Below are 21,877 nucleotides of genomic sequence, written 5' to 3' on the forward strand. Positions count from 1 at the left end.
TCGCATAGCAGCTGTCACACATGAGCGTGGGAAACTTGCTTTTGTGGAGCTTCAGTTTAAGATGTACGAACGATACATCTTATCATGGTTCGTTGGAGCGAGCTACTCCATGCGTGTGCCACATCCCAAATCCTCGGGCCTTGAGGCCGGGGTTACTGAAACGATGATCCAAGAGCTCATGCATCCCTTTTTCGGAGCGAGAAGATCGCAGAATCCCTCAAGCTTGGCATTGCGTTTCACCGCGGCGAGTGCGTGGTGCCAGGCCTTGCCTGCAAGCCGCAAATCTCCGCTGGAACTGCCCATGACTGTTTGAGGTGACGTAATGTCCGGTTATCCTCCAATTGCCTCGCTCCGCTGTGACGGGCCTCAATTCGAGATACGGCCGCAACTGGGCGAAGCCGAGCGGCTGTCACGTTTCAAGGCGGCAGCGGTCATGGGTATGGGGTTGGCGCACCAGATGAGCCAGCCGCTTTCGGCCCTAGCGACTTATGTGCATGCAGCACGGCGCCTCCTCCAAATAACTCCCGTCGATCAGGTGAGTCTTGCCGAAACCATGGAGAAGGCCGAAATCGAATTGAAACGGACGCGCGACGTTCTCCAACACCTTCGCCTCTTGGCATCTGGTGAAAGAGCCGAGCGTTTGCCGGTGAATTTGGTTGAGATCACGGATTGGGTCGTGCGCTTGTTGCAGCATGATGCTGCGGCAAGAGCCGTACGCATAGAGATTGAGCCCGGGTCGTTGCCGGCCCTGATGGCAGATGCCATACAGATCAAGCAGGTACTGCTCATACTGATCAACAATGCGATCGATGCCGCCGCTGAGACGTCAGACGGCATGGTCAGCGTCCGGTGTTGCCACGATAGCTCTAAGATTGAGATTGAAGTCTCTGATAATGGGAAGGGCATCTCGTCTGAAATCGCGGAACACGTGTTCGAACCATTCCAAACGACGAAACCTCACGGCATGGGACTTGGGTTGCCACTTAGTAAGCAGATCATAGAAGCCCACGGCGGGCTGATTTGGTGGGAAAGGGCAGTTCCGCGAGGCACGAATTTCCACCTTTGCCTGCCAGTCGATGGATGTGGCAGCCATGCAGCATGAGCCCACTGTGCATGTTATCGACGATGACCCCGCTATACGGGATTCCTTGTCCGTCCTCCTAAGGACAGCTGGCTTCGATGGGCGTCTCTTCTCTTCGGCGGAAGCGTTCCTTGCGTCTCTCAAAGACAAGCGACCGATCTGCGCTCTGGTCGACGTTTGCCTGCCAGGAATGAGCGGCCTTGAGCTTCAGCAGCACCTAGCCCAGAGAGAAATTGACGCTGTGCTCGTCGTCATGACGGGACAAGCCAATGTACCAATCGCGGTCCAGGCCATGCGTCTCGGAGCATTGCATTTCATCGAGAAGCCACTCGACCCTGAGGTGCTGCTTGAAACTCTCAACGAGGCTCTCGCCCGCCAGAGAAAATTGGCCGAGCAGCGTGCCAGGCGCGATGAAGCACAAACGTGTCTCCAAAAGCTGACATCTCGCGAGCGCGAAGTCTTCGCCTTGCTTGTCGAAGGTCATCTGAACAAGGAGATTGCCGGACGCCTCGGGATTAGCACGCGCACCGCCGAGCACCACCGGTCTCACATCATGACGAAGTTGAGTGCACGAAGTCTTTCACACTTGGTCAGGATGTCGCTTGTCAATCTGGATTCACCAGCGCCATAAACGTCGCGCCTGCTCAATGATTTAATTGTCTCTGTATTCATGCCCCTCTCTGCATGGGCAGAAATACCAATATATATCGCAATATTAGTTCCTAGGTATGGAAGACGCTTCGGTTCACGCCTGCCAATCAAAAACCTTTGGGGAACCGATGTGCAATTTTCATTGAGCAGCTTATCTGCTCCTAGGAGGACGTCGTGAACAAATCCATTGGGTTCGTTGTTTTAGCATGGGCGCTTGCTTCGCTTTCGCCGATTGCGAGTGCACAAACTGTACTGACAGAACCACAAATCCGGTCCAATTCCGGCGGTGTGATGCCCGGGGAAACGTCGGACCGCACGCCGACCAAACATTCACCCACGCCGAGCTCTCAAATTGACACCACCTCGGACGGCGAAACGTCGGATCGCACGCCGTCAAATCATGGGGAGCACCCCGAAGTGAAAAGTTCCGATGCTGCAATCAACTGAGTTCGTTGGGCTCAGACCGGGGCTGGCATTGACGGCCCCGGTCAGGAGGTCCGCATAGGTGGAACTGCCGATGTTCGGTGTCTCGTCCGCTTTGGCGCGCAGCGCGACCTAGCATTTCTTGTCTTGCTTGGAAAAGAACATTTATACGCTCTTTACTGCCGCTGCTTTCTCCATTTCCTCGATCGCGAGGACGGAATGAGCGTAGGCACCCCCGGCGCGCATTTCAGCCGCAACCCAGATCGCCTCGATCAGTTCTGTTTCTGTCGCGCCGTGCCGCAAGGCTGCCTTAGTGTGACCCTTGATGCAGTAGGGGCATTGGGTGACGTGCGCCACCGCGACTGCAATGATCTGCTTGACCTTCGCGGATAACACTCCATCCTCGAATACTTTCTGGCTAAACGCCTGAAAGGCGGCCTCGGTCTCTGGCGACAAGTCTCGACGCTTCTGGGCGAGCTCTCGTGTGGTTGATGGAAACAGTTCGTTCGACATAAATGCCTCTTCGTTCTTTGAGAAAGGGCGTCAAGGATTCCAGACGGTGAGACCGCACGGGGACAGGTTTTCTGGCTTGAATATAATGATTAGGTGGTCGGGGTTAATCGGCAGTTCTACCTACGTGCAGGGCCCGGTGACTTCAAATCGTAAACGTTGGTCTCTCATGCTCGCCGTGGCGGTGTGAGAAAGAAGGTTCGCCGCAGTCACATCTTTCAGATAACCATCGACGAGTCGTCTTCTAACAGCCGAAGATGCGGCCCCACGGACTGGCCCGTTACGCAAGCAGAGACACTTCAGCTCGCATCGTCGTCAGCGAAACCGAAGAACACCCGTGCGGTCACACGAATTTGGACGTGCTCGTCTCACCGAGATGCCGCGCGCCGAAGTGGCGTAGCCATGCGTGCTCGCTGTCGGTGGCATTTGATGACACAGATGACGGCTTCCACAACATCCGGGAAGTTGATGATCAGGCCGCCGGTGCTGCATACGGGCGCCCTCATGCCGAGGCAGAGTCTGTTGTCTTCACCCCGGCGGTGTTTGGTGTTCCCGAAGGTTCTGGCTACCGTACGTCGGTGAATGCAAAAACTCCGCTGGTACATCCCACATGCGTGCGGCGTACCATACCGCCCAAGCGACTACGAACAGCGACATCACCCAAACCCACACCGGAATCGACGAGCGCGCCTCGGCGCGGCGCGGATCGAACGGATCGTCGGCGCTGAATGCATCTACGGTGAAGCGGACTTCGCCGTGCCGAACTGAGTGCGGGCGCAGTCCCGAGACGACGATGCCCGGGCCATTATGTACGACAAACGGAATTTGCTTGAAGCCCTCGTGTCCGCTCTCGCCGCGCGCCATGATGGTCAGTCGATGCGGCCCATCCGTTAATTTGGTGGTATCGACCGAAAACTCCGTACGCAGTTCCTGATCGGCAATCGGTTGTGTTTCGTCATCAAGGTAAATGCGTACGCGCGGATTTTCCATGACTGCACCTCTGCCTTAGCGGTCGTGACGCAGAATATCGTATTTGGGATGGCGCCGGTCCGTTTCACCGGGCCACAGCAACATCCAAAACATGGCCACGAAACATCCAACCGTAACCGCGCCCGACATCACGATGATGATGAGGTTGCCGAGCAACGGTCCTGCCATTTCATGTTCCATGACGTCCTCTGCTTTACTTACCCTTGGCGCGTTCGGCGGCCACGTCTTGCGCCGTCACAAGGTTACCGTGATTGCCCCAGGAACTGCGCTCGTAATTGACGATTGCCGCGATGTCAGCGTCGTTGAGCACGGTGCCAAATGGAGGCATCGCGCTTTCATATTTGACGCCATCGACAGGCACACCTTCGAGGCCGAACAATACGGTGTGAATGTGCGCACCCGGATTCGCGTCGTTGACGACAGCGTTGTTCTTGAGCGGCGGGAACGCGCCAGCGAGACCTTCCCCGGCCTCTTGATGGCAGGCCGAGCAATTGGCGCTGAACAGCTGTTTGCCTTTGGCGGCGTCGTAACCGCTGATAGTGGGGGCCGACGCGCCAGCGGACGGAGCTTGCGTCGCTGCTACGCTGGGTGTGGCAGGCCGTTCGGAAGGCGATGGTGCGGTGCCTGCGGCCGTTTTGTTTTCTTGCCACGCGGTTTGCTTCAATGACATCAGATAAGCCAACAGAGCTTGCGCCTCACTGCTAGGAACCACGACACCATTTGCTGGCGCATAAGCCTTGGGCAGAGGCACCGGGGTGATGCCGGCTGGGGCCTTGTCCACGACGTCAAACATCCAAGAAAACGATGGCATGATTGATTCAGGTACCACCGCACGCGGATTATAGAGGTGAATATACTGCCATACCGCACTTGGCTGCCGGGCACCGATATTGGTGAGGTCGGGACCAGTGCGTTCCGAGCCCAGCAGCTCCGGCGTCTGATAGGCAAAATCGCCGGGCGCCGACGGCCGCCCAAAAACCTTGTCCTGAGCCAATGGACGTACTTGCTGCGTATGGCAGTAGCTGCAGCCGTTGGCGACGTATACGTCGCGGCCTTCGGCTTCGATCAGCGTAAGCGGATTTACTCCCGGGCCAGCCGGTGTCTGCGAAAGGGTGATGCCCGGAAAAACTCCCATCAGGAGCGCGAGGCCCGCATAGACCAACGTCGAACCACCGGCTATCGCGACCAGCTTGTTCATGCCGTGTCATCCCTGGCCAGCGCCGGCACCAGCGGCGCCGCCCTGGCACTGGGGCCGTACGTCATGCACCAGACATTCCAGGCGAACACCACGTGGCTCAGAAACATGAGTATGCCGCCGACGCCTCGCCATACATGGAATGGCCCCATGTCCACGACAGACTGAATGAAGGGCGATCCCTGTATCCAATTTAAACCCTGGATGGTGCCGCCGATCGACAGGGAAAGGACATAGATAAAGCTTCCGACGAGGGCCATCCAGAAATGCAACGCTAAGCCCGCTTGACTGGGGTACTTTCCGGTTGCTGCTGGCAACAGGGCATAAATGCAGCCCCAGACGGCAAAGTTGACGAAGCCATACATCGTGAGGTGCGAATGACCGACGGTATAATTGGTAAAATGCCAGACTGCCTGCATTGAGCGGAACGCTTCAACTGTTCCTTGAGACGACCCCACCAGATAGCCGATCACGCCGACGAAGATGAAGGCGAGCGGATAGGACTCGCGCATTTGGCCGAACCGGCCCCGCATGGTCAGCAGAAAATTGGCGCTACCGCCCAACACTGGCACGAGCATGGCTACGCTGAAGACGATGGCCGTGGTCTGTAGCCACCAAGGAAGCGGGCTGAACAAGAAATGATGGGAACCGATAATCGGGTAAAATACCAGATTGGTCCAGAACGCGAAAACACCAAGCGCATAAGAATAGATCGGTCGGCTAAGCAGTTTGGGCAGTGCGTAATAGAAAATACCAAGCGCCAGCGGCGTGAACCACATGCCCACGGCATTGTGCATGTAGTAGCCGGAAACCGCGACCTGGCCGAGACCGTATTGATACCACGGCAGGATTGCCACCACCGCGATGATGCATGTCCATAGGACGCCACCCATCGTGTACCAATTGGACAGGTAGATGTCGTCTGTGGTGCGCCGCGCCACTGTGCCGACCAAGTTCCAGGCTGTGACCAGGAGCGCCGACAGGAATATTAGCCGAATTGGCCATGGCCACTCGCGGTATTCCAAATTTCCGTCATTGTAGCCGAGGTCCAACGCGATAGTGCCCGCAATGGCTGCGATATTGAATAGCAACAGCCCGATCCAGGCCAGTCGCACACTGTAGAGCTGAGTGCGACAACTGCGAACGGCAACATAATAAGCCAAGCCGACGAGTGCGATACTGGCCCAGCCGTAAAACGTGCCATTCGTATGAATCGGCCGTAAGCGGCCGAAAGTGAGCCATGCACCGGATCCGAAATCCGGTGCGCCGAACTTATAAGCTAGCAAGATGCCAATGAAGGTCGCGAAGACAAGCCAAGCGGTCGCCGAGATCGTGTAGGCCGCAAAGACCCGGGCCAACCCCAGATCTTTCTGTTTAAGTACGCTTGATGGATGCGCAGCCGGCTGCATAGCAGGCCCTCTATTTTCTTCGCCACCATCGGTGGTCGGCTGGAGCAGTACGCTAGATAGCGAGCTCGGCACAAAAAGTTACGCCGTCACGCTGATGATCCTCACACTGAGCGCGTGTGGCGCGACGCACCACCATAACATATATCGCACATATATCTTATGTGGGCAATGTAGATCCCCAATAGACGCACGAGGCGTCAATATCCCGTGAATGCATCGAAAGCTCGAGCCCGTCGTACTTCGACAGGACCTCGGAAAGCGTTCAAGTTTTTAGCGCCGATGTTTCCCGTCCAGGAGCAATTTCAGAGACATTCCTTCGTTCGCCGTCCATATCGCAGCTTATCTCTTAGAGGAAGTCGTCTCCGTAGGCGGCTTTCATATCGAATTAAAGCGCGAAACAGCTATTTCAGCCATCACCAGATCAACGACGATTGAATCTGTGTAGGTACTCTTTTTGAAGATTCATCATCGGCGGCTCATTTTGTTATCTGCAGTCTTTTATGAGACGGCTGTCCAAGATCGATTTTGCACCGACGCGCGTTTTTGCTTCGCCATCAAAACACTGCCTTGATTTGGCATAGGTAGAACTGCCGATTCTCAGCATCCGGCTTGGTTATTAGATTGGCTTAGAGACGTCCGTCGCTGAGATCGCGATTGTTCACCCCCACTCGGCGTTCCGCGCAGATGCGGCGGGCGTCTCCTGAGAGCTTGTCGCCTTGCGACATGCGCTGTCTCTCAAGCCGCTCGCACCGGAGTGAAAATCAAGAACTCCGCAACTATGGAGAAGCTTCATGAACATCTGCAAAATGCCGTTGAGCGCCACGTGCGCTATGATCGCCCTGTCACTACCCGCGATGGCCAATGATGACGTCATTAAAAATATCAGCGATCCGAATAACTGGGCAAAGCAAGGAGGCGATTACGCTAACACGCGCTACTCCAAGCTCGATCAAATCAATACAAAGAACGTCGGTAGCCTGAAGGCGGCTTGGACGTTTTCGACCGGCGTGCTGCGCGGCCACGAAGGCTCGCCTCTCGTCATCGGCAACGTCATGTACGTCCATGGTCCATTCCCGAATCCGGTCTTTGCGCTTGATCTCGACAACGACCAGAGGATCCTGTGGAAGTACGTGCCCAAACAAGATCCGTCCGTCATCCCGGTGATGTGCTGCGATACGGTGAACCGCGGCCTGGCTTATGCGGATGGCAAGATCTTTCTAAACCAGGCCGACACGACGCTGGTGGCGCTCGATGCCAAGACCGGCAAGGAAGTTTGGAAGATTTTTTACGGCGATCCCAAGAAGGGAGAGACCGGCACAGCCGCCCCGCTCGTCATCAAGGATAAGGTGATCGTCGGGGTTTCGGGCGCCGAATTTGGAATTCGCGGACATATCTCCGCTTACAATATCGCGGACGGCAAGCTCGTCTGGCGCGCCTACTCGGCTGGCCCCGACAACGAAATCCTCGTTGATCCCGAGAAGACGATGTCGCTCGGCAAGGCCGTCGGCAAGGATTCCTCGCTCAAGACGTGGAACGGCGATCAGTGGAAGATCGGCGGCGGCTCGACGTGGGGCTGGTACTCATGGGATCCCAAATTGAACCTCTTATACTACGGCACAGCGAACCCAGGGACCTGGAACTCGGTCCAGCGGGCGGGTCCCGATGGCAAGCCGATCGATCAGAAGTGGACGATGACGATCTTCGCCCGCAATCCGGACACGGGCATCGCGGCGTGGGCCTATCAGATGACTCCGTTCGACCAATGGGACTATGACGGTGTCAACGAGATGATCCTGGTCGACAACCTCGATGTAAAGGATGAGAAGCGCGACGTCGTCGTGCACTTCGATCGTAACGGTCTGGCGTATACGTTGGATCGCAAGACAGGCATTCCGCTGGTCGTCGCGAAGTTCGATCCGATGGTGAACTGGACGACCGGCGTCGACTTGGATCCGAAGAGCGCGACCTACGGCCGTCCGGCAGTCGTCGCAAGCAAATCTCCCTTCACGAGTGGACAGGATGTCAACACGAAGGGCATTTGCCCCGCCGCGCTCGGGACAAAGGACGAGCAACCGGCCTCATATTCGCCGTTGACGGGTCTCTTCTACGTGCCGACGAACCACGTCTGCATGGACTACGAGCCCTTCAAGGTATCCTACACAGCGGGACAGCCTTATGTCGGCGCTACGGTGTCGATGTTCCCTGCACCAGATAGCCACGGCGGTATGGGAAACTTTATCGCCTGGGATGCTGGCAAAGGTAAGATCGTCTGGTCGAACAAAGAGCAATTCTCTGTCTGGTCGGGTGTTCTCACAACGGCCGGGGGCATTGCCTGCTACGGCACGCTTGAAGGCTATTTCAAGTGTGACGATCAGAAGGACGGCAAGAACCTTTACAAGTTTAAAACACCGTCGGGCATCATCGGTAACGTGTTCACCTATACGCACAAGGGCAAGCAATACATTGGCGTTTTCTCGGGCGTTGGTGGGTGGGCCGGTATCGGTCTCGCAGCTGGCTTGACGAACCCGACAGACGGTCTTGGTACTGTAGGTGGCTACGCCGGGCTCGAGAGCTACACGGCTCTCGGCGGTTCGCTCACCGTGTGGGCGCTGCCGTAACTCAGGCTCAATGATTGGCCGGCGCGGCGGAAACCTGCGCCGGATTTTTGATCTAAGAGATCGACCGCAAACTCGTGCCTGCCTGACTGTTGCGAACCTTTGGCGCGAGCGCGCATCCAATCCTTATTGAATGCAAAGAACCGATTACGGCTCGGCAACCCTGGAGGTAAAGAAGATGCTTTTTTCGCAAACAGGCGGCCTAGCCGCAGTGATCCTGCTGGCAACCACGATTGCGCCTGCACTAGCAGCCGACAAGCCTTCCGATGCGCAGATCGCCCACATCGCCTATACGGCAGGAGAGCTCGACATCAAGGCTGCGGAATTGGCTCTCGAGAAGTCCAAGAACGACGGCGTGCGTGCATTCGCTAGTGACATGGTTCGTGACCACAAGGCAGTGAATGACAAGGCGCTGGCGCTAGTTAAAAAGCTCAACGTCACGCCCGAAGACAACGACACGAGCAAGAGCCTTTCTAAGCAGTCCGCCGAAAAGCAAGCGCTCAGGCTCGGCATTTGACAAGGCGTATGTCGACAACGAGGTCGCGTACCATAAGACCGTCAATGATGCGCTGAAGAGCACCCTTATCCCCTCGGCGAACAACGCCGAGCTCAAGGGTCTCCTCGAGACCGGCCTCAAGATTTTCGAGGGTCACGAGCAGCACGCCGAGCAATTGGCAAGCAAGCAACATTAACGGAGGACGTCGATGCGAGCTACTTTGCGTCGTCCGGCCATGCTCATACTGCTGCAAATGGCGAACGCCACCTCGGCACTCGCGGGCGAGGTGGTGCAAGTCAAGATCAGCGACCTCGCATTTCTACCGGCAGACATCACCGTCAAAATGGGCGACACCGTAGAGTGGTTGAACGGCGATTTCGTCGACCATACAGCCACCGCGAAAAACGGAGTTTGGGATGTCATGGTCATTGCGGAAAAATCCGCACGGCTTCAGCTCGAGCATGCTGGGACGATCGACTATTTCTGCCGCATTCACCCTGGCATGACGGGCAGGATCCATATCGTCGCGGAATAACGGACGTCTGGCGCCGACGACAAAGGCGATCAGCAATTCCACGAATTTTTTGCGAACCGCTAACGGAGAGTTTGTCTCTATTGGCGCGACAGCCGAGGACAATGTCGATGAACGTGAATGTGCATACGTAGAATGCCGACAGTATCCGCGAAGGTGTTCACTCCGTCGAAGGCTGTAGCGCGTAATACTTCAGCGGCCAAGGTTACTCTTGTCGATGCCTTAAAGGTCATCGAGAAGTCGCACAAACTACACCCGGCGCTGCGAGATGGATTCAGTAAATTGTATGGATATACGAACGATGAGAGTGGAATTCGCCACGCCTTGATTGATGATGCCGCAGCGAACGTCGATGAAACCGACGCCATATTCATGATGGGTATATGCGCGTCGTTCGTTTCTTACTTAATCGCGAGATACCGAGAGATGCCGTCCGAGAGTTGAGCAACGCAGAGGGTAATCCGATGTTGGGCCAAAAACACCAACGCGATCAACGCCGCGAGATGGCTAAAAGGTTCAAAATCGGCGATCATGTACGCTGGAATTCCGAGGCGGGCCGCGTGTCAGGAACGATTATCGATCATATCGCGGCCCATAAGGGCGGTGCGCTCGACTACGCGTGATGAAGCTTCCGTTCTTCACCATCGGCCATTCCAACCGAAGTCTTGAGGATTTCGTTGAGCTGTTGCGCGGCCCCCGTGTCGGTCGAATCGTGGACATCAGAAAGGTTCCGAGATCGAGATCCAATCCGCAGTTCAACAAGGACACGTTACCCAAAGCGCTGGCGGCCTTCGACATTTCGTACGAACATGTGACTGCGCTTGGCGGCCTTCGCAGGAAGGCCAAAAGTTTGTCTTCTGGCGTCAATGGTTTTTGGACGAATGAGAGCTTTCATAACTACGCCGACTACGCGCTCTCAGCAGGGTTCCATGCGGGCCTTGCGCATTTGCTCGAAGAGGGACGCAATCGACGCTGCGCGATCATGTGTTCGGAAGCGGTATGGTGGCGATGCCATCGCCGCATCGTCGCCGACTATCTTATCGCCAGTGGAGAAGCCGTTTTCCACATTATGGGACGGGAGCGCCTGGAGCCTGCTCGCCTTACTCCGGGAGCTGTCGTTCAACCCGATGGGACGGTTATCTACCCCGCTTCGAATTGATCGGAGGCGTGAATAGCAGTTAAATCCGTTTATCATGTTATGATCGTCAGGATGGCGACCATCCATGACTTCCCGCCACCGAACCCAGAATTGTCGCGACACTGAGGACCAGTAGGACCCCGTGCACTCGATGCAAACAAGCTAAGGCGGCTTCCGGTTGAGCCGCCGCCCATCGACGAAAGTGGCGCTGGAGAATAAGGGGCTCGGCAACGAACAGTAAAAAAGCGAACAGAAGCCACACGCAGACCATTGCGTGCATCCACCAGAACGTGAGGGAATGAAATCGATCCCAAAGATCGAGACGCCATATCATATCGAGGCCGCTAAGACCGACAACGAGAACGGCGAACCGCGCCTGCCAAATGAAGCGGCGCTCGATTAACTCAAACGCGTGGAGCGGATCGCCGCCGAGATCACCTCGCCGGATGGCCGGTAACATGACCGTCGTCGCCATCGACACGCCGCCGATCCAGATGACGACGGCCAGCACATGCAGGGCTCGTGCGACGGCAATATCAATGCTCATGGGCATTCTCCTCCGTCATAACCCGCACTGTCGCAACGTAGACACGCCCGATAAAGCGAGTATCCGTCATATTGAATTCCTGGTGAACGTTTCTTACAATCGAACCTGTGAATGCACTTCGATGTAATCGTTATGTCTGTACCTCCCGATGCTCGACCCTACCGGCAAACCGACGTTTTAACCGAGGCAACAATTCCAAAGGCACTACTGAAGGCCCACAGTACAAACAAGACGTGTGGGCGCTGATCCATGTTCTCGACAACAAAATCGGCCCACAGCTGCAAACCAGCAACGTCCGCTTACCGATGAGCAGCTGTCGCGCCACGAACCGATATGACTGGTATTCGCGATCGAGTGTTGGATGTCGGCTTTCTCGGCAAAGCAGACGTTGCGTGGAAAACCGGGGTCTAGGCCGGAACTTCCGCTAAGGGTCACTGACTACCGTTTGGCCGGCACACGAGCGGCAGCTGTTCACCTGGGAGCTGACGCGAGGTTCTTCTTTGTGTCGCTCACATAGATAGCGCCTTCGATGTCCGCTTGAGCGGCCGTTCTGACGGTCAGGCCAGTTTGTCTATGATAGCCTCTATTGGCCCATAGCGACGACCGCCGAAACCGCTTTGGGCAGACTTCCAGACGTGGCCGTTGGAAGCAGATCGGCCCGAGCGAGAACAAGTCCAGATGACCGCTATCTCTGCTTTTCAGACGAAAATAAATTGCGCGCCGTCAACTCGCGTAGAAATGAGCAACTTCATGCGGCCCGTTACACCCGAATATCGTGTGCCCACTTTTGTGCCCACCCACGGCGCGCATAGAGCGTCGAGCGCGAGCGCCGATACTGATTTCATTTGTTTTTTTGCTTGAGATTGGAGGCCACGCCCGGAATTGAACCGGGGTACGCGGATTTGCAGTCCGCTACGTAACCACTCCGCCACGTGGCCTCTCTGCGATCGTGCGGCCGTCTTTTCGGACCTGAAATGAAGCGCGGTTCCGAAAGTTTCGAAAAAGCTTCCACTGGACCAAGACGAGATACCCGCCGACCGATCGGGCATCTACCATACACCAGTCTCTCCTTACAAGCCGTTACGGCCACGAACGAAATTTCCACATGCGACGGCGTTCCCGTCGCACTCCGTTAGCGCGTCGTCTATAGAGGTCTCCTCGGCGACAAATCTCGGGGGCGGGGAGAGAAGCGATGGCAGACGTGGCATTGCAGCGCAAGAACATGGTCGAAAGTCAAATCCGTCCAAGCGACGTGACGGACCGGCGGATCATGACAGCCATGACGGCCATCCCGCGCGAAAAATTTCTGCCCGCTCGCCTCGCAAGCCTCGCTTATAGCGATGAGAGCTTAATGATCGCGCCGGGGCGGGAAACCTTGCCGCCGATGGTGCTCGCTAAACTGATCCAGCTTGCCGAGTTCGATGCTGGCGACAATGTTCTCGTGATAAGCGAGTCGGGCTATGCTGCGGCCGTTGTGGCTGAGATGGCAAAGAAGGTCGTCGCCCTTTTTGCTGACAGCCAAGGGGCGAAGGCTGCCGCTGAAGCCTTCACGTCGCTTGCGATCGGAAATGTCGTCGCTGTCTCGGGTGCGGCCGCATCGGGCTGGCCGGCGAGCGCCCCTTATGACGTCGTGCTGATCGAAGGCGGCATCGAAAAGATACCCGACACAATCAAGGATCAGATACGCGAAAACGGCCGCTTGGTCTCGATTGCGATAAATGACAAAATAGGACGGGCGGTCCTCCTGCATAAGCGCGCCAGCATCTTCGCCCGGCGAGACGCATTCCAGGCTGCCGCACCTTTGATTTCCGGTTTTGCGGAGGCGCGGCCGGCTTTTGTCTTCTGAGTCGCGTTCTGTGAGCGGCAAACCAGACACAGGTATCCGTACACGGTCGTCGCAGACGGGATTTGCAAATTCAGACGTTTATGGGGGAGCTTCGGGGGGAAGCGCGAAAAAAGCAACTCTTTCGAAGAATTTAGCTGAGAGCACTGGCGTGGCGCGAATACCGCCATAAGTTAACAGCCACGCTACGGGGAAGTGAAACCGCTTAGTCGATTCAGATCGAATCGGCTAGACGGGAATAATTGGGGGGCCACTCTTTCAGTCGCGACTGAGTGGTGCGCAGGTGAATTCAATTGGCTAATTCCAACGTCAAAGTATCATCACGCAACGGCGCGATCTCGGTCGGCCGTTACGCGTCCAAAGCCTTCCTGGCCTTGGCCGTTGGCGTCGCAATGACTGCAACGGCGCATGCAGAAACGCTGCTCGACGCCCTGACGGCAACTTACCAATACAGTCCGACGCTTGATTCCGCCCGCGCGACGCAAAGGGCGCGCGATGAGGATATCTCGAGAGCCAATGCCGGCTACCGGCCGGACATCAACGCTTCCGCCAATGTCGGCCGCGAGAAGAGCACGACCATCTCACCGCTCATTGGACAATCTAATCGCGCGATTACGTCCCCGCGCGGCTATGCACTCGATCTCGTGCAGCCCCTCTTCACCGGCTTTCAAGTCACGAACGCGGTCAACGCCGCTGAAGCCAACGACCGCGCCGGGCGCGAGACGCTGAGGCAGACGGAACAACAGGTTTTGCTCGATGCCGTAACGGCGTTCGGCGATGTGACCCGTGACCAGGCCATCGTTAAGTTGAACGAGAACAACTTGAAGTTTCTCGATGCTGAACTGAAAGCGCAGCGGGACCGCTTCAGCGTCGGCGAAGTGACGAGAACTGACGTTGCGCAGTCGGAAGCCCGGCGCGCCCTTGGCCAATCGGATCTTGATCAGGCCAAAGCCAATCTGAAGTCGAGCCGCGCCATCTTCGAGCAGGTCGTCGGCCATCCGCCAACGGGGCTGATCGAGGCAAATCCGAATACGAAGCTCGTCCCGCGGTCGCTCGAAGACGCAATTGCGATCGGCGTGAAAGAGAATCCCCAGGTCGTGCAGTCTCTCTATCTTGAGCAGGCTCAGCGGTTCACGGTCGATCAGATCCGGGGCGCCTTGCTTCCTCAGGCTCAACTTGAGGCAAATTACACCGATCAGTTCGATCCGTCGGACGGCATCGACGAGGCGACGTCGGCTTCGATCGTCGGGCGCGTGACCGTTCCGATCTATCCGGCAGGCGGCGAAGTCTATGCCCGCGTGCGGCAGGCCAAGCACAATCAAATCGCAGCGCTACAGCAGATCGAAGTGGCGCGCGCAGCGTCTCAATCCCAAGTCGTTCAGGCATGGGCGCAGCTGCAAGGCTTCAAGGCTCAGCAGGAATCCGACAAGGCCTCGATCGTCGCCAACACGACCGCTCTCAACGGCGTCCGTGAAGAAGAGCGGGTTGGCCAGCGTACCGTTCTCGACGTGTTGAACGCCCAACAGGAACTGCTTCAGTCCCAGGTGAACCTCGAAACCACGAAGCGGAACATCTTGGTCGCGTCCTATACGGTGGTCTCGGCCATCGGACGCCTCAGCGTTTCTGAGGTCGGCGCTGCGACCGCAGTTTATAATCCGGAAGTGCATTACCTCGAAGTCCGGAACAAGTGGTTCGGCTTGGACATCACCCACGACGATGGGCGCCAGGAGCACATGGAAGTAGCGCCGATCAAGTGAGCGGCCGCAACTTATGCTTTGCCGGGGCTGGATTTTTTGCCCGAAAGATTTAAATTTCACTGTGCCCCGTCGCCTTGAGAGTGCCTCTCTCCGGGGATAACTGCTCGTGGGATCGTTGCGGTTTTTCCGCAACCTGCCACGATGATGGATCTCCGAGGGCCTCCAATGAGTCCTACGGAAGGCAAGGGCGGTCGGGTACGGTGAGTTCGCTACGCTTTCGGTGAAAGCGGCCTGTTTGCGAAAAAGGTAGGGTATGTCGAGACTGGAATCCACAGCCGAGCCGAGCATGGAGGAAATCCTCGCCTCGATCCGCAAGATTATCGCGGAGGATTCGTCCGGCCTGAGATCACCGTCGACTTCGCCGAGACCGGGCGCTCCGTTTTCCCCGGCCATGAAGACGTCGCCTGCGCCCGCGCCGTCGCCGTCCGCACCCACGCCGCAGCGTGGTTTCATGTCGCGAGAGGCTTTTCTAAAATCCTCGCAGCCGGCTGATCCCGAGCCTGAGGTCAAGCAGGCGCACGGTTTCTCAAATCCGGCCCCGCCCATCGATGCGGAAAAGCCCTCGCCGTTGAGATCGCACCCCGCGGGAGATACCCGGGAAGCAGGAACTGCTGCGGGCAAAGCCGAGCAGCGGACGCCATCGTTCACGCCAATCGAGAAAAATGATTTCCCTGCCGCGGAGCCCGCGCCGAAAGAGCGCAACGGATACGCGTCGCCGGAAGCGTCAGTAAAATCGGTGTCGGTTGAATCGATCACGATCGAGTCGATCTCGATCGAGACGATCGCGGCACAACCTGAACCCGTCGAGCCGGCCCTGGTCATTGAAGCGACGCCCGCCGATGTTGATCCGGTCATCGAAAGCGATACCGCACGGATCGAGGCGCAGCTTGCTGAGCTGCTCAATGATGATCTGAACGCTCTGCGTCAGGGCCGCAGCGCGTCGGCTCACGATACGGCCAGCCAGCCAGTCGTTGGCAAGGCCGAAGTGCCCGCAGTGTCGTCCGGCAAAGCGCCTTCTGAGTCTCCGTCCGGCGAGCCGGCCGACAGCGCCGATCCGTTCGCCTTCGATCTTGGACCGTCGCCGTTCGCGAAGAGTGCGGCGAAGATTGAGCTGCAACCCGAAGCCAAGGCTGATCTGAGGATCGAGCCGAAGTTTGAGCCCCAGATCGAGGCGAAGATCGAGTCGAAGCTCGAACCCAAGATCGAACCGAAATTCGAAACCAAGGCTGAAGCGAAATTCGAACCGAAGGTCGAACCGAAGGTCGAACCGGCCCGGCCAATCGAAGCCGCACCGGCGCCCCAGCCGGCGATGACACCGTTCGAGCCGCCGCTCGCTAACGCTCGGCCGGCCTATTCCAGCGTCAACGAAATGCCCGTGAACGGCTCGGCCAACGGTTCGCATGCTAGCCATGCCTTCGAGGTCCCGAAGAGCGCCGGTTTCGGAAGCTCGGAAGCACCGGCATCCACACCGAAGCCGCGTCAAACCTTCGTCGTCCCAAGCGTTTCCGCGACGCTCGGACCATCGCGCAAGCTCGAGCCTCTGTCGGAAGCGTTCCGGCCGTCGTTCGGATTGAGCGTGCCGGAAAGAACGATCCCGACGGCGGAACTCGCGCCCGAGCCTCAGCAACCTGTTCGCTCAGCCGAGCCCGATCGCACCCGTCAGGAGCCGTCGGCTGCCGCGCTTCGCAGCGAGAGCAACGAAACTGCCCTCGAGGCTACATCGCCTTCGCCGTCGACCGAATTGACCAGCGGCGATCGGCCGATGGAAGATGCGGTCGCCGATCTGCTGCGGCCGCTGCTCAAAACTTGGCTCGCCGAGAACATGCCGAAGATTCTCGAGCGTGCGCTTCGCCGCGAAATGTCCGAGCGGCTGTTGCCAGGTCAGAAGAACCCCCGCGACTAGGGTCTTGATCAGCGCCGGAAAACGCAACTCCATGACGTTTGTCTTGGAGATCGGTGACGCGTGCGTATCCACACGCTAGGCCGTTACAACAAATTTTTTTCTTGCGCGTGGCTTTCGCCACACGGCTGCCTCGACCTGCTCCTAATTTACCTTCCGCGGGGGGACGCATCGATCAAAGCGTGAATGATCGGGACGCCCGCGACGTCACTGGGGTGATGGGGGCGCGTTGAGACACTTCCTCATCTGTCCAGATACGACGAACCGGAGGGGCAACACGGGGCTGCCGACGCGGTTCTGCGAATTTGAAGTTCGTACGCAGAAGAGGAAGCGTCATGACAATGATGAATGGTGCGAAGCACGACGTCGAAGACATTCTGGCATCGATCCGAACCAGCATCGCCGATCGATCTCCGATGTTTGAAAGTGAAAAGCGCGAGGTCCGCATTACAACTCTGCGCGGCCGTAGCACGATTGCAGATGAAGCCGCGGAGTTCGAACTGCCGGCAATATTCAAGACGGCGGTGCAGCAGACCTCCGAGCGGCCCAATTTACTTGGGAGGCTGAGTGAAGCATTGGCATCAAGTGGACAACAGGAGCGCGAACGCTCCCGCACGGTAATACCGTTCGAGCCGGCGCACGGCCGTATGATCGAACCGCCGCCGGTTACCCTGGTCGCGGTCTCGGAAGATTCTTCGGCGGCAGCCGAGAAGATTACCGCCGAAAACGACAGCCAGAAGCGGAACATGCCGACCTTCTTCGACACCCGCCTCAATCGCATGAGCGCGATGTCACAGCCGGTCCAAGAGCCGCAGCCCGAGCCGGCACCGGCCCCCGCACCCAAAGCCGAGCTGCCACAGCGCGCACAGCCGCAGCGCCCGCAACCGCCGCGCCTGCCCGAGCTTTACGCCTCCGCCGAGCCGGCCGATGGCGCTGAGGACGTGGCTGCCCAGCTTTTGCGGCCGATCCTGAGACAGTGGCTAACCGAGAATATGCCCAAAATCGTCGAGAAGGCCCTCATGAACGAGGCAGGCGCCGGGCTGAACGGACCGCTGAACGGACCTTCGCGTCGTTGACGCGAAGGGTGCCTGCAACCGGAGAATATCCGGACATTGGGGAGCGACGGTTGACAGCCGGCGAAGGTCGGCCGTACGACCGGGGTCCAAAACCCCGGCCAGATAGCTGATAAGCGACGCTCCCTCAGATGCTTGAAAAGACTTTTCGACCGGCCGAAATCGAGCCGCGTATCAATTCCGAATGGGAGAAGGCCAACGCCTTCCAAGCCGGACGGAGCGCGTCCGGCGGCAAGAATGCCGCCTATTCGATCGTCATCCCGCCGCCCAACGTGACGGGCTCGCTCCACATGGGGCATGCTCTGAACAATACGCTGCAGGACATTCTTGTCCGCTTCGAGCGTATGCGCGGCCGTGACGTGCTCTGGCAGCCCGGCACCGACCACGCCGGCATCGCGACTCAGATGGTCGTCGAACGCCAGCTCGCAGCCGAGAAGCAACCGTCGCGCCGCGAACTCGGCCGCGAGGAATTCCTGAAGCGCGTTTGGACGTGGAAGGAAGAATCGGGCGGCACCATCGTCACGCAGCTGAAGCGTCTCGGCGCGTCCTGCGACTGGAGCCGCGAACGCTTCACGATGGACGAAGGCCTGTCGAAGGCCGTCGTGAAGGTCTTCGTTCAGCTCTACAACGAAGGGCTGATCTACAAGGACAAGCGACTCGTCAACTGGGACCCCAAGTTCCAGACCGCGATCTCCGACCTCGAAGTCGTGCAGGTCGAGGCGCGCGGAAAATTCTCCTGGTCGAAAGACGGCGACGAACCGTTCGATGCCGCGGCGCTCGCAAAGGTCCTCGGCAAAGACCCGAGCGGCCATATGTATTATTTCCGCTATCCATTGGCGGCGAAGGTTCCGGGCTACGACAAGGATTACATCGTCGTCGCAACGACGCGACCTGAGACGATGCTGGGTGATACCGGCGTTGCCGTGCATCCCGATGACGAACGCTACGCGGCGCTAGTCAAAGCCGGCGCGAAGGTGAAGCTGCCGCTCGTCGGCCGCGAGATACCCATCGTTGCGGACGAATATTCCGATCCCGAGAAGGGCACCGGCGCGGTGAAGATCACCCCCGCGCACGATTTCAACGACTTCGAAGTCGGCAAGCGCCACGATCTCGCGCAAATCAATATTCTCGATGCCTACGGCAAGATTAACGACGAGGCGCCCGAAGCCTATCGCGGCCTCGATCGCTTCGACGCGAGGAAGAAAGTCGTCTCCGATATCGATGCGTTGGGTCTGCTCGAAAAGATCGAGCCGACCGGACATACGGTGCCGCACGGCGATCGTTCCGGCGTCGTCATCGAGCCGTGGCTGACGGACCAGTGGTACGTCAACGCCGAAGAACTCGCGAAGCCCGCTATTGCCGCTGTCGAAAGCGGCAAGACCGACTTCGTCCCGAAGAACTGGGAGAAGACGTACTACGAGTGGATGCGCAACATTCAGCCCTGGTGCATCTCGCGCCAGCTCTGGTGGGGCCATCAGATTCCGGCGTGGTACAGCCCGGACGGCAAATACTTCGTCGCCGCCGACGAAGACGAAGCCAAGGCTTTGGCCAGAACGCACTACGGCAAGGATGTTCCGCTGACGCGTGACGAGGACGTCCTCGACACCTGGTTCTCGTCCGCGCTTTGGCCGTTCTCGACGCTCGGCTGGCCCGAAGATACGCCGGAACTCGAGCGCTACTATCCGACGAGCGTTCTCGTCACCGGCTTCGACATCATCTTCTTCTGGGTCGCCCGCATGATGATGATGGGCATCCACTTCATGAAAGAGGTTCCCTTCAAGGACGTCTACATCCACGCCCTCGTCCGCGACGAGAAGGGGCAGAAGATGTCGAAGTCGAAGGGCAACGTCATGGACCCGCTCGTCCTGATCGACGAGTTCGGCGCCGACGCACTGCGCTTCACGCTTGCGGCGATGGCGGCGCAGGGTCGCGACATCAAGCTCGCGAAATCGCGCGTCGAAGGCTATCGCAACTTTGCAACGAAGCTCTGGAACGCCGCTCGCTTCTCAGAGATGAATGAATGCGTGCGCCAGCGCGACTTCAATCCGAAGTCGGCATCGCAGACATTCAACAAATGGATCATCGGCGAAACGGAGCTGACGGCAAAGGCCGTCACCGCCGCGCTCGAAGCCTATAAGTTCAACGAAGCAGCTAGCGCAATCTACGACTTCGTCTGGGGTCAGTTCTGCGACTGGTACCTTGAATTGATCAAGCCGCTGCTCGCCGGCGACGACGAAGCCGCAAAGGCCGAAACGCGCGCCGTGACGGCTTGGACGCTCGACCAGATTCTCAAGATGCTGCACCCGTTCATGCCCTTCATCACCGAAGAGCTTTGGGACCACATGGTCGAATACGGCGTGAAGCGTGACAGTCTTCTCGTCCTCAGCCAGTGGCCGCAGCTCGATGGCCTCGTCGAGATCGACGCGGTCGAAGAAGTGAATTGGCTTGTGAACCTCATCTCCGAGATCCGCTCGGTGCGGACGGAAATGAGCGTGCCGGCCGGCGCGAAGATTCCGCTCGTCATCGTCGGCGCCGATGATGCGATCCGCGAGCGCGTCCGCCGCAACGAGGAGACGCTGAAGCGAGTCGCCCGCATTGACGAGATCGACTTCGAAGATTCTGCACCCAAAGGTGCGGCACTGGTCGTCGCCGGAGAGACGACGGCGGCGTTGCCGCTCGCTGGCATCATCGACATGGCCGCCGAGAAGCGTCGCCTCGCCAAAGCTATCGAAGGCGCCGAGGGCGATCTGAAGAAAATGGACGCGAAACTCTCCAATCCGCAGTTCATCGAGCGCGCCAAGGAAGAAGCGATCGAGGAAGCCAAGGAGCGCAAGGCCGAACTCGAAGCCGAGATCATACGCTTCTCGGCAGCATTGAAGAGGCTGAGCGACGCGGCCTGACTTGCGTCATTGCTCATTGAATCAGGCGCTACTCAACTCCCACCGTCATCCCGGCGAAGGCCGGGATCCATCCAGGCCGGATACTTGCGATGAACGTACACTTGGGCAGATCCCCGCCTGCGCGGGGATGACGTCGCGGGATAGGCAGCGAAGAGCGGGGGACGACCCCAGAGCGACAGGCGCGCGGTCGCGCTACTCAATCGTGCTGAACCTCTGCACCGCGTTCTTCGCCGTCGTCAGAAATTTGACGCGTAGCTCCGTGAGCTTCCAACCGACCGATCGAAGCTCGAGCTTGCCGAGATAAATCCGCGTCGGGTCGTACTTGTCTTCCATGTCGATTTCGAAGCTCGTCGGACTCGTGAACTCCGCGCGCTTCACGCGAGCCCATGCGCGTTGAATCCGATCGAGAACCGGCGTGGTCTTCGCTTCGTCGGCGTCGCTGGCCACCAAATCGCGGTACTTTGCACGCAGCGTGAAAAGCTGCGGAAGCCCCTCAGGCGTCACGTACGTTTCGATAACGTTGTCGACGGCGCTTTGGCCCCAATAGGCTTTGAAGCGCGTCCAGAGCCCATTGCTCGCTGCCGGATCGGCATTCGCATCGGGAAGATTGAGTGCGATCCGCGCAATCGAAGGCTTCAGCGTTTCGCGAACCGTGGGCCACTCGATGGCGGTGGCAAGGTAGTCCGAATCGCCGTTGCGGACCGCTTCGCGAATGCCCCAGGCCGTCGCGAAGGGCGAGCCGATGTAAATCGCTGCGGCAACGAGAAAAAATCCGAATACGATTGAAACCGGCTTCATGCAGAGATCCGTTGCAGCG

19 protein-coding genes, 1 tRNA gene and 1 pseudogene are annotated in these 21,877 nt (G+C 58.1%); 13 read left to right on the top strand and 8 right to left on the bottom strand.

Going from position 1 to position 21,877, the window contains the following annotated elements:
• Positions 1–433: 433 nt before the first annotated feature.
• The 3 genes from AC1DK3_RS05995 (at position 434) to AC1DK3_RS06005 (ending at position 2,179) form a co-directional block, all read left to right on the top strand.
• On the top strand, positions 434–1,102 hold the full coding sequence (locus AC1DK3_RS05995; RefSeq protein WP_477191352.1) for a sensor histidine kinase: 669 nt from the start codon (positions 434–436) through the stop codon (positions 1,100–1,102).
• A complete protein-coding gene (locus AC1DK3_RS06000) occupies positions 1,092–1,712 on the top strand; it encodes a response regulator transcription factor (RefSeq protein ID WP_477191353.1) in 621 nt (206 codons plus the stop codon). Before AC1DK3_RS05995 ends, AC1DK3_RS06000 begins: the two co-directional genes overlap by 11 nt.
• Before the next feature lie 194 nt (positions 1,713–1,906).
• Positions 1,907–2,179: a hypothetical protein gene (locus tag AC1DK3_RS06005; RefSeq protein WP_477191354.1), complete on the top strand. Its 273-nt coding sequence runs from the start codon at positions 1,907–1,909 to the stop codon at positions 2,177–2,179.
• A gap of 141 nt (positions 2,180–2,320) precedes the next feature.
• On the opposite strand, the gene AC1DK3_RS06010 is transcribed toward AC1DK3_RS06005, so the two are convergent.
• From AC1DK3_RS06010 to AC1DK3_RS06030, 5 genes are all read right to left on the bottom strand, one after another.
• Entirely contained in the window at positions 2,321–2,668 is a 348-nt protein-coding gene (locus AC1DK3_RS06010; RefSeq protein WP_477191355.1) for a carboxymuconolactone decarboxylase family protein, read from the bottom strand.
• Between the two features lie 525 nt (positions 2,669–3,193).
• Entirely contained in the window at positions 3,194–3,655 is a 462-nt protein-coding gene (locus AC1DK3_RS06015; protein WP_477191356.1) for a cytochrome C, read from the bottom strand.
• 15 nt (positions 3,656–3,670) lie between these two features.
• Positions 3,671–3,835, bottom strand: a complete 165-nt coding sequence (locus AC1DK3_RS06020) for a hypothetical protein (RefSeq protein ID WP_477191357.1) — start codon at positions 3,833–3,835, stop codon at positions 3,671–3,673.
• A gap of 13 nt (positions 3,836–3,848) precedes the next feature.
• A complete protein-coding gene (locus AC1DK3_RS06025; protein ID WP_477191358.1) occupies positions 3,849–4,853 on the bottom strand; it encodes a cbb3-type cytochrome c oxidase subunit II in 1,005 nt (334 codons plus the stop codon).
• Entirely contained in the window at positions 4,850–6,259 is a 1,410-nt protein-coding gene (locus tag AC1DK3_RS06030; protein ID WP_477191359.1) for a cbb3-type cytochrome c oxidase subunit I, read from the bottom strand. The genes AC1DK3_RS06025 and AC1DK3_RS06030 overlap by 4 nt, the downstream gene beginning before the upstream one ends.
• A gap of 791 nt (positions 6,260–7,050) precedes the next feature.
• Here AC1DK3_RS06030 and AC1DK3_RS06035 point away from each other — a divergent pair.
• The 5 genes and pseudogenes from AC1DK3_RS06035 to AC1DK3_RS06055 all read left to right on the top strand — a co-directional run bounded on the left by AC1DK3_RS06035 (position 7,051) and on the right by AC1DK3_RS06055 (position 11,061).
• Entirely contained in the window at positions 7,051–8,877 is a 1,827-nt protein-coding gene (locus AC1DK3_RS06035; RefSeq protein WP_477191360.1) for a methanol/ethanol family PQQ-dependent dehydrogenase, read from the top strand.
• A gap of 175 nt (positions 8,878–9,052) precedes the next feature.
• A pseudogene (locus AC1DK3_RS06040) lies at positions 9,053–9,566 on the top strand (DUF4142 domain-containing protein).
• 12 nt (positions 9,567–9,578) lie between these two features.
• A complete protein-coding gene (locus AC1DK3_RS06045) occupies positions 9,579–9,905 on the top strand; it encodes a cupredoxin domain-containing protein (protein ID WP_477191361.1) in 327 nt (108 codons plus the stop codon).
• Positions 9,906–10,405: 500 nt separating this feature from the next.
• A complete protein-coding gene (locus AC1DK3_RS06050; RefSeq protein ID WP_477192881.1) occupies positions 10,406–10,525 on the top strand; it encodes an HVA1 family protein in 120 nt (39 codons plus the stop codon).
• On the top strand, positions 10,525–11,061 hold the full coding sequence (locus tag AC1DK3_RS06055; protein WP_477191362.1) for a DUF488 domain-containing protein: 537 nt from the start codon (positions 10,525–10,527) through the stop codon (positions 11,059–11,061). The genes AC1DK3_RS06050 and AC1DK3_RS06055 overlap by 1 nt, the downstream gene beginning before the upstream one ends.
• A gap of 46 nt (positions 11,062–11,107) precedes the next feature.
• Here AC1DK3_RS06055 and AC1DK3_RS06060 read toward each other — a convergent pair whose 3' ends face one another.
• Both AC1DK3_RS06060 and AC1DK3_RS06065 read right to left on the bottom strand, forming a co-directional pair.
• On the bottom strand, positions 11,108–11,587 hold the full coding sequence (locus tag AC1DK3_RS06060) for a hypothetical protein (protein WP_477191363.1): 480 nt from the start codon (positions 11,585–11,587) through the stop codon (positions 11,108–11,110).
• Positions 11,588–12,451: 864 nt separating this feature from the next.
• Positions 12,452–12,525, bottom strand: a tRNA-Cys gene (locus tag AC1DK3_RS06065).
• A 254-nt stretch (positions 12,526–12,779) separates the two neighbouring features.
• Here AC1DK3_RS06065 and AC1DK3_RS06070 point away from each other — a divergent pair.
• The 5 genes from AC1DK3_RS06070 (at position 12,780) to AC1DK3_RS06090 (ending at position 21,060) form a co-directional block, all read left to right on the top strand.
• Positions 12,780–13,433, top strand: a complete 654-nt coding sequence (locus AC1DK3_RS06070; RefSeq protein ID WP_477191364.1) for a protein-L-isoaspartate O-methyltransferase family protein — start codon at positions 12,780–12,782, stop codon at positions 13,431–13,433.
• A 290-nt stretch (positions 13,434–13,723) separates the two neighbouring features.
• The gene (locus AC1DK3_RS06075; RefSeq protein ID WP_477191365.1) at positions 13,724–15,187 is read left to right on the top strand and encodes a TolC family outer membrane protein; all 1,464 of its coding nucleotides are present in this window, start codon (positions 13,724–13,726) and stop codon (positions 15,185–15,187) included.
• A gap of 253 nt (positions 15,188–15,440) precedes the next feature.
• Positions 15,441–17,090, top strand: a complete 1,650-nt coding sequence (locus AC1DK3_RS06080; RefSeq protein WP_477191366.1) for a DUF2497 domain-containing protein — start codon at positions 15,441–15,443, stop codon at positions 17,088–17,090.
• Between the two features lie 332 nt (positions 17,091–17,422).
• Positions 17,423–18,163: a DUF2497 domain-containing protein gene (locus AC1DK3_RS06085; RefSeq protein WP_477191367.1), complete on the top strand. Its 741-nt coding sequence runs from the start codon at positions 17,423–17,425 to the stop codon at positions 18,161–18,163.
• Between the two features lie 128 nt (positions 18,164–18,291).
• Positions 18,292–21,060: a valine--tRNA ligase gene (locus AC1DK3_RS06090; RefSeq protein WP_477191368.1), complete on the top strand. Its 2,769-nt coding sequence runs from the start codon at positions 18,292–18,294 to the stop codon at positions 21,058–21,060.
• Between the two features lie 192 nt (positions 21,061–21,252).
• On the opposite strand, the gene AC1DK3_RS06095 is transcribed toward AC1DK3_RS06090, so the two are convergent.
• Positions 21,253–21,858 (bottom strand): DUF2939 domain-containing protein, encoded by a 606-nt coding sequence (locus AC1DK3_RS06095; RefSeq protein WP_477191369.1) that lies wholly within the window; start codon positions 21,856–21,858, stop codon positions 21,253–21,255.
• Positions 21,859–21,877: the final 19 nt, after the last annotated feature.

The organism is Hyphomicrobium sp. 01T421, from assembly GCF_056398805.1.

What these genes read in the sequence shown, in the direction of transcription:
- AC1DK3_RS06000 (WP_477191353.1), top strand. Translation starts at nt 1,092, where the DNA reads ATGCAGCATGAGCCCACTGTGCATGTTATCGACGATGACCCCGCTATA.
- AC1DK3_RS06085 (WP_477191367.1), top strand. Translation starts at nt 17,423, where the DNA reads ATGACAATGATGAATGGTGCGAAGCACGACGTCGAAGACATTCTGGCA.
- AC1DK3_RS06025 (WP_477191358.1), bottom strand. Translation starts at nt 4,853, where the DNA reads ATGAACAAGCTGGTCGCGATAGCCGGTGGTTCGACGTTGGTCTATGCG.
- AC1DK3_RS06055 (WP_477191362.1), top strand. Translation starts at nt 10,525, where the DNA reads ATGAAGCTTCCGTTCTTCACCATCGGCCATTCCAACCGAAGTCTTGAG.
- AC1DK3_RS06060 (WP_477191363.1), bottom strand. Translation starts at nt 11,587, where the DNA reads ATGAGCATTGATATTGCCGTCGCACGAGCCCTGCATGTGCTGGCCGTC.
- AC1DK3_RS06080 (WP_477191366.1), top strand. Translation starts at nt 15,441, where the DNA reads ATGTCGAGACTGGAATCCACAGCCGAGCCGAGCATGGAGGAAATCCTC.
- AC1DK3_RS06095 (WP_477191369.1), bottom strand. Translation starts at nt 21,858, where the DNA reads ATGAAGCCGGTTTCAATCGTATTCGGATTTTTTCTCGTTGCCGCAGCG.
- AC1DK3_RS06015 (WP_477191356.1), bottom strand. Translation starts at nt 3,655, where the DNA reads ATGGAAAATCCGCGCGTACGCATTTACCTTGATGACGAAACACAACCG.
- AC1DK3_RS06045 (WP_477191361.1), top strand. Translation starts at nt 9,579, where the DNA reads ATGCGAGCTACTTTGCGTCGTCCGGCCATGCTCATACTGCTGCAAATG.
- AC1DK3_RS06050 (WP_477192881.1), top strand. Translation starts at nt 10,406, where the DNA reads ATGGCTAAAAGGTTCAAAATCGGCGATCATGTACGCTGGAATTCCGAG.
- AC1DK3_RS06010 (WP_477191355.1), bottom strand. Translation starts at nt 2,668, where the DNA reads ATGTCGAACGAACTGTTTCCATCAACCACACGAGAGCTCGCCCAGAAG.
- AC1DK3_RS05995 (WP_477191352.1), top strand. Translation starts at nt 434, where the DNA reads ATGGGTATGGGGTTGGCGCACCAGATGAGCCAGCCGCTTTCGGCCCTA.
- AC1DK3_RS06090 (WP_477191368.1), top strand. Translation starts at nt 18,292, where the DNA reads ATGCTTGAAAAGACTTTTCGACCGGCCGAAATCGAGCCGCGTATCAAT.
- AC1DK3_RS06030 (WP_477191359.1), bottom strand. Translation starts at nt 6,259, where the DNA reads ATGCAGCCGGCTGCGCATCCATCAAGCGTACTTAAACAGAAAGATCTG.
- AC1DK3_RS06070 (WP_477191364.1), top strand. Translation starts at nt 12,780, where the DNA reads ATGGCAGACGTGGCATTGCAGCGCAAGAACATGGTCGAAAGTCAAATC.
- AC1DK3_RS06035 (WP_477191360.1), top strand. Translation starts at nt 7,051, where the DNA reads ATGAACATCTGCAAAATGCCGTTGAGCGCCACGTGCGCTATGATCGCC.
- AC1DK3_RS06020 (WP_477191357.1), bottom strand. Translation starts at nt 3,835, where the DNA reads ATGGAACATGAAATGGCAGGACCGTTGCTCGGCAACCTCATCATCATC.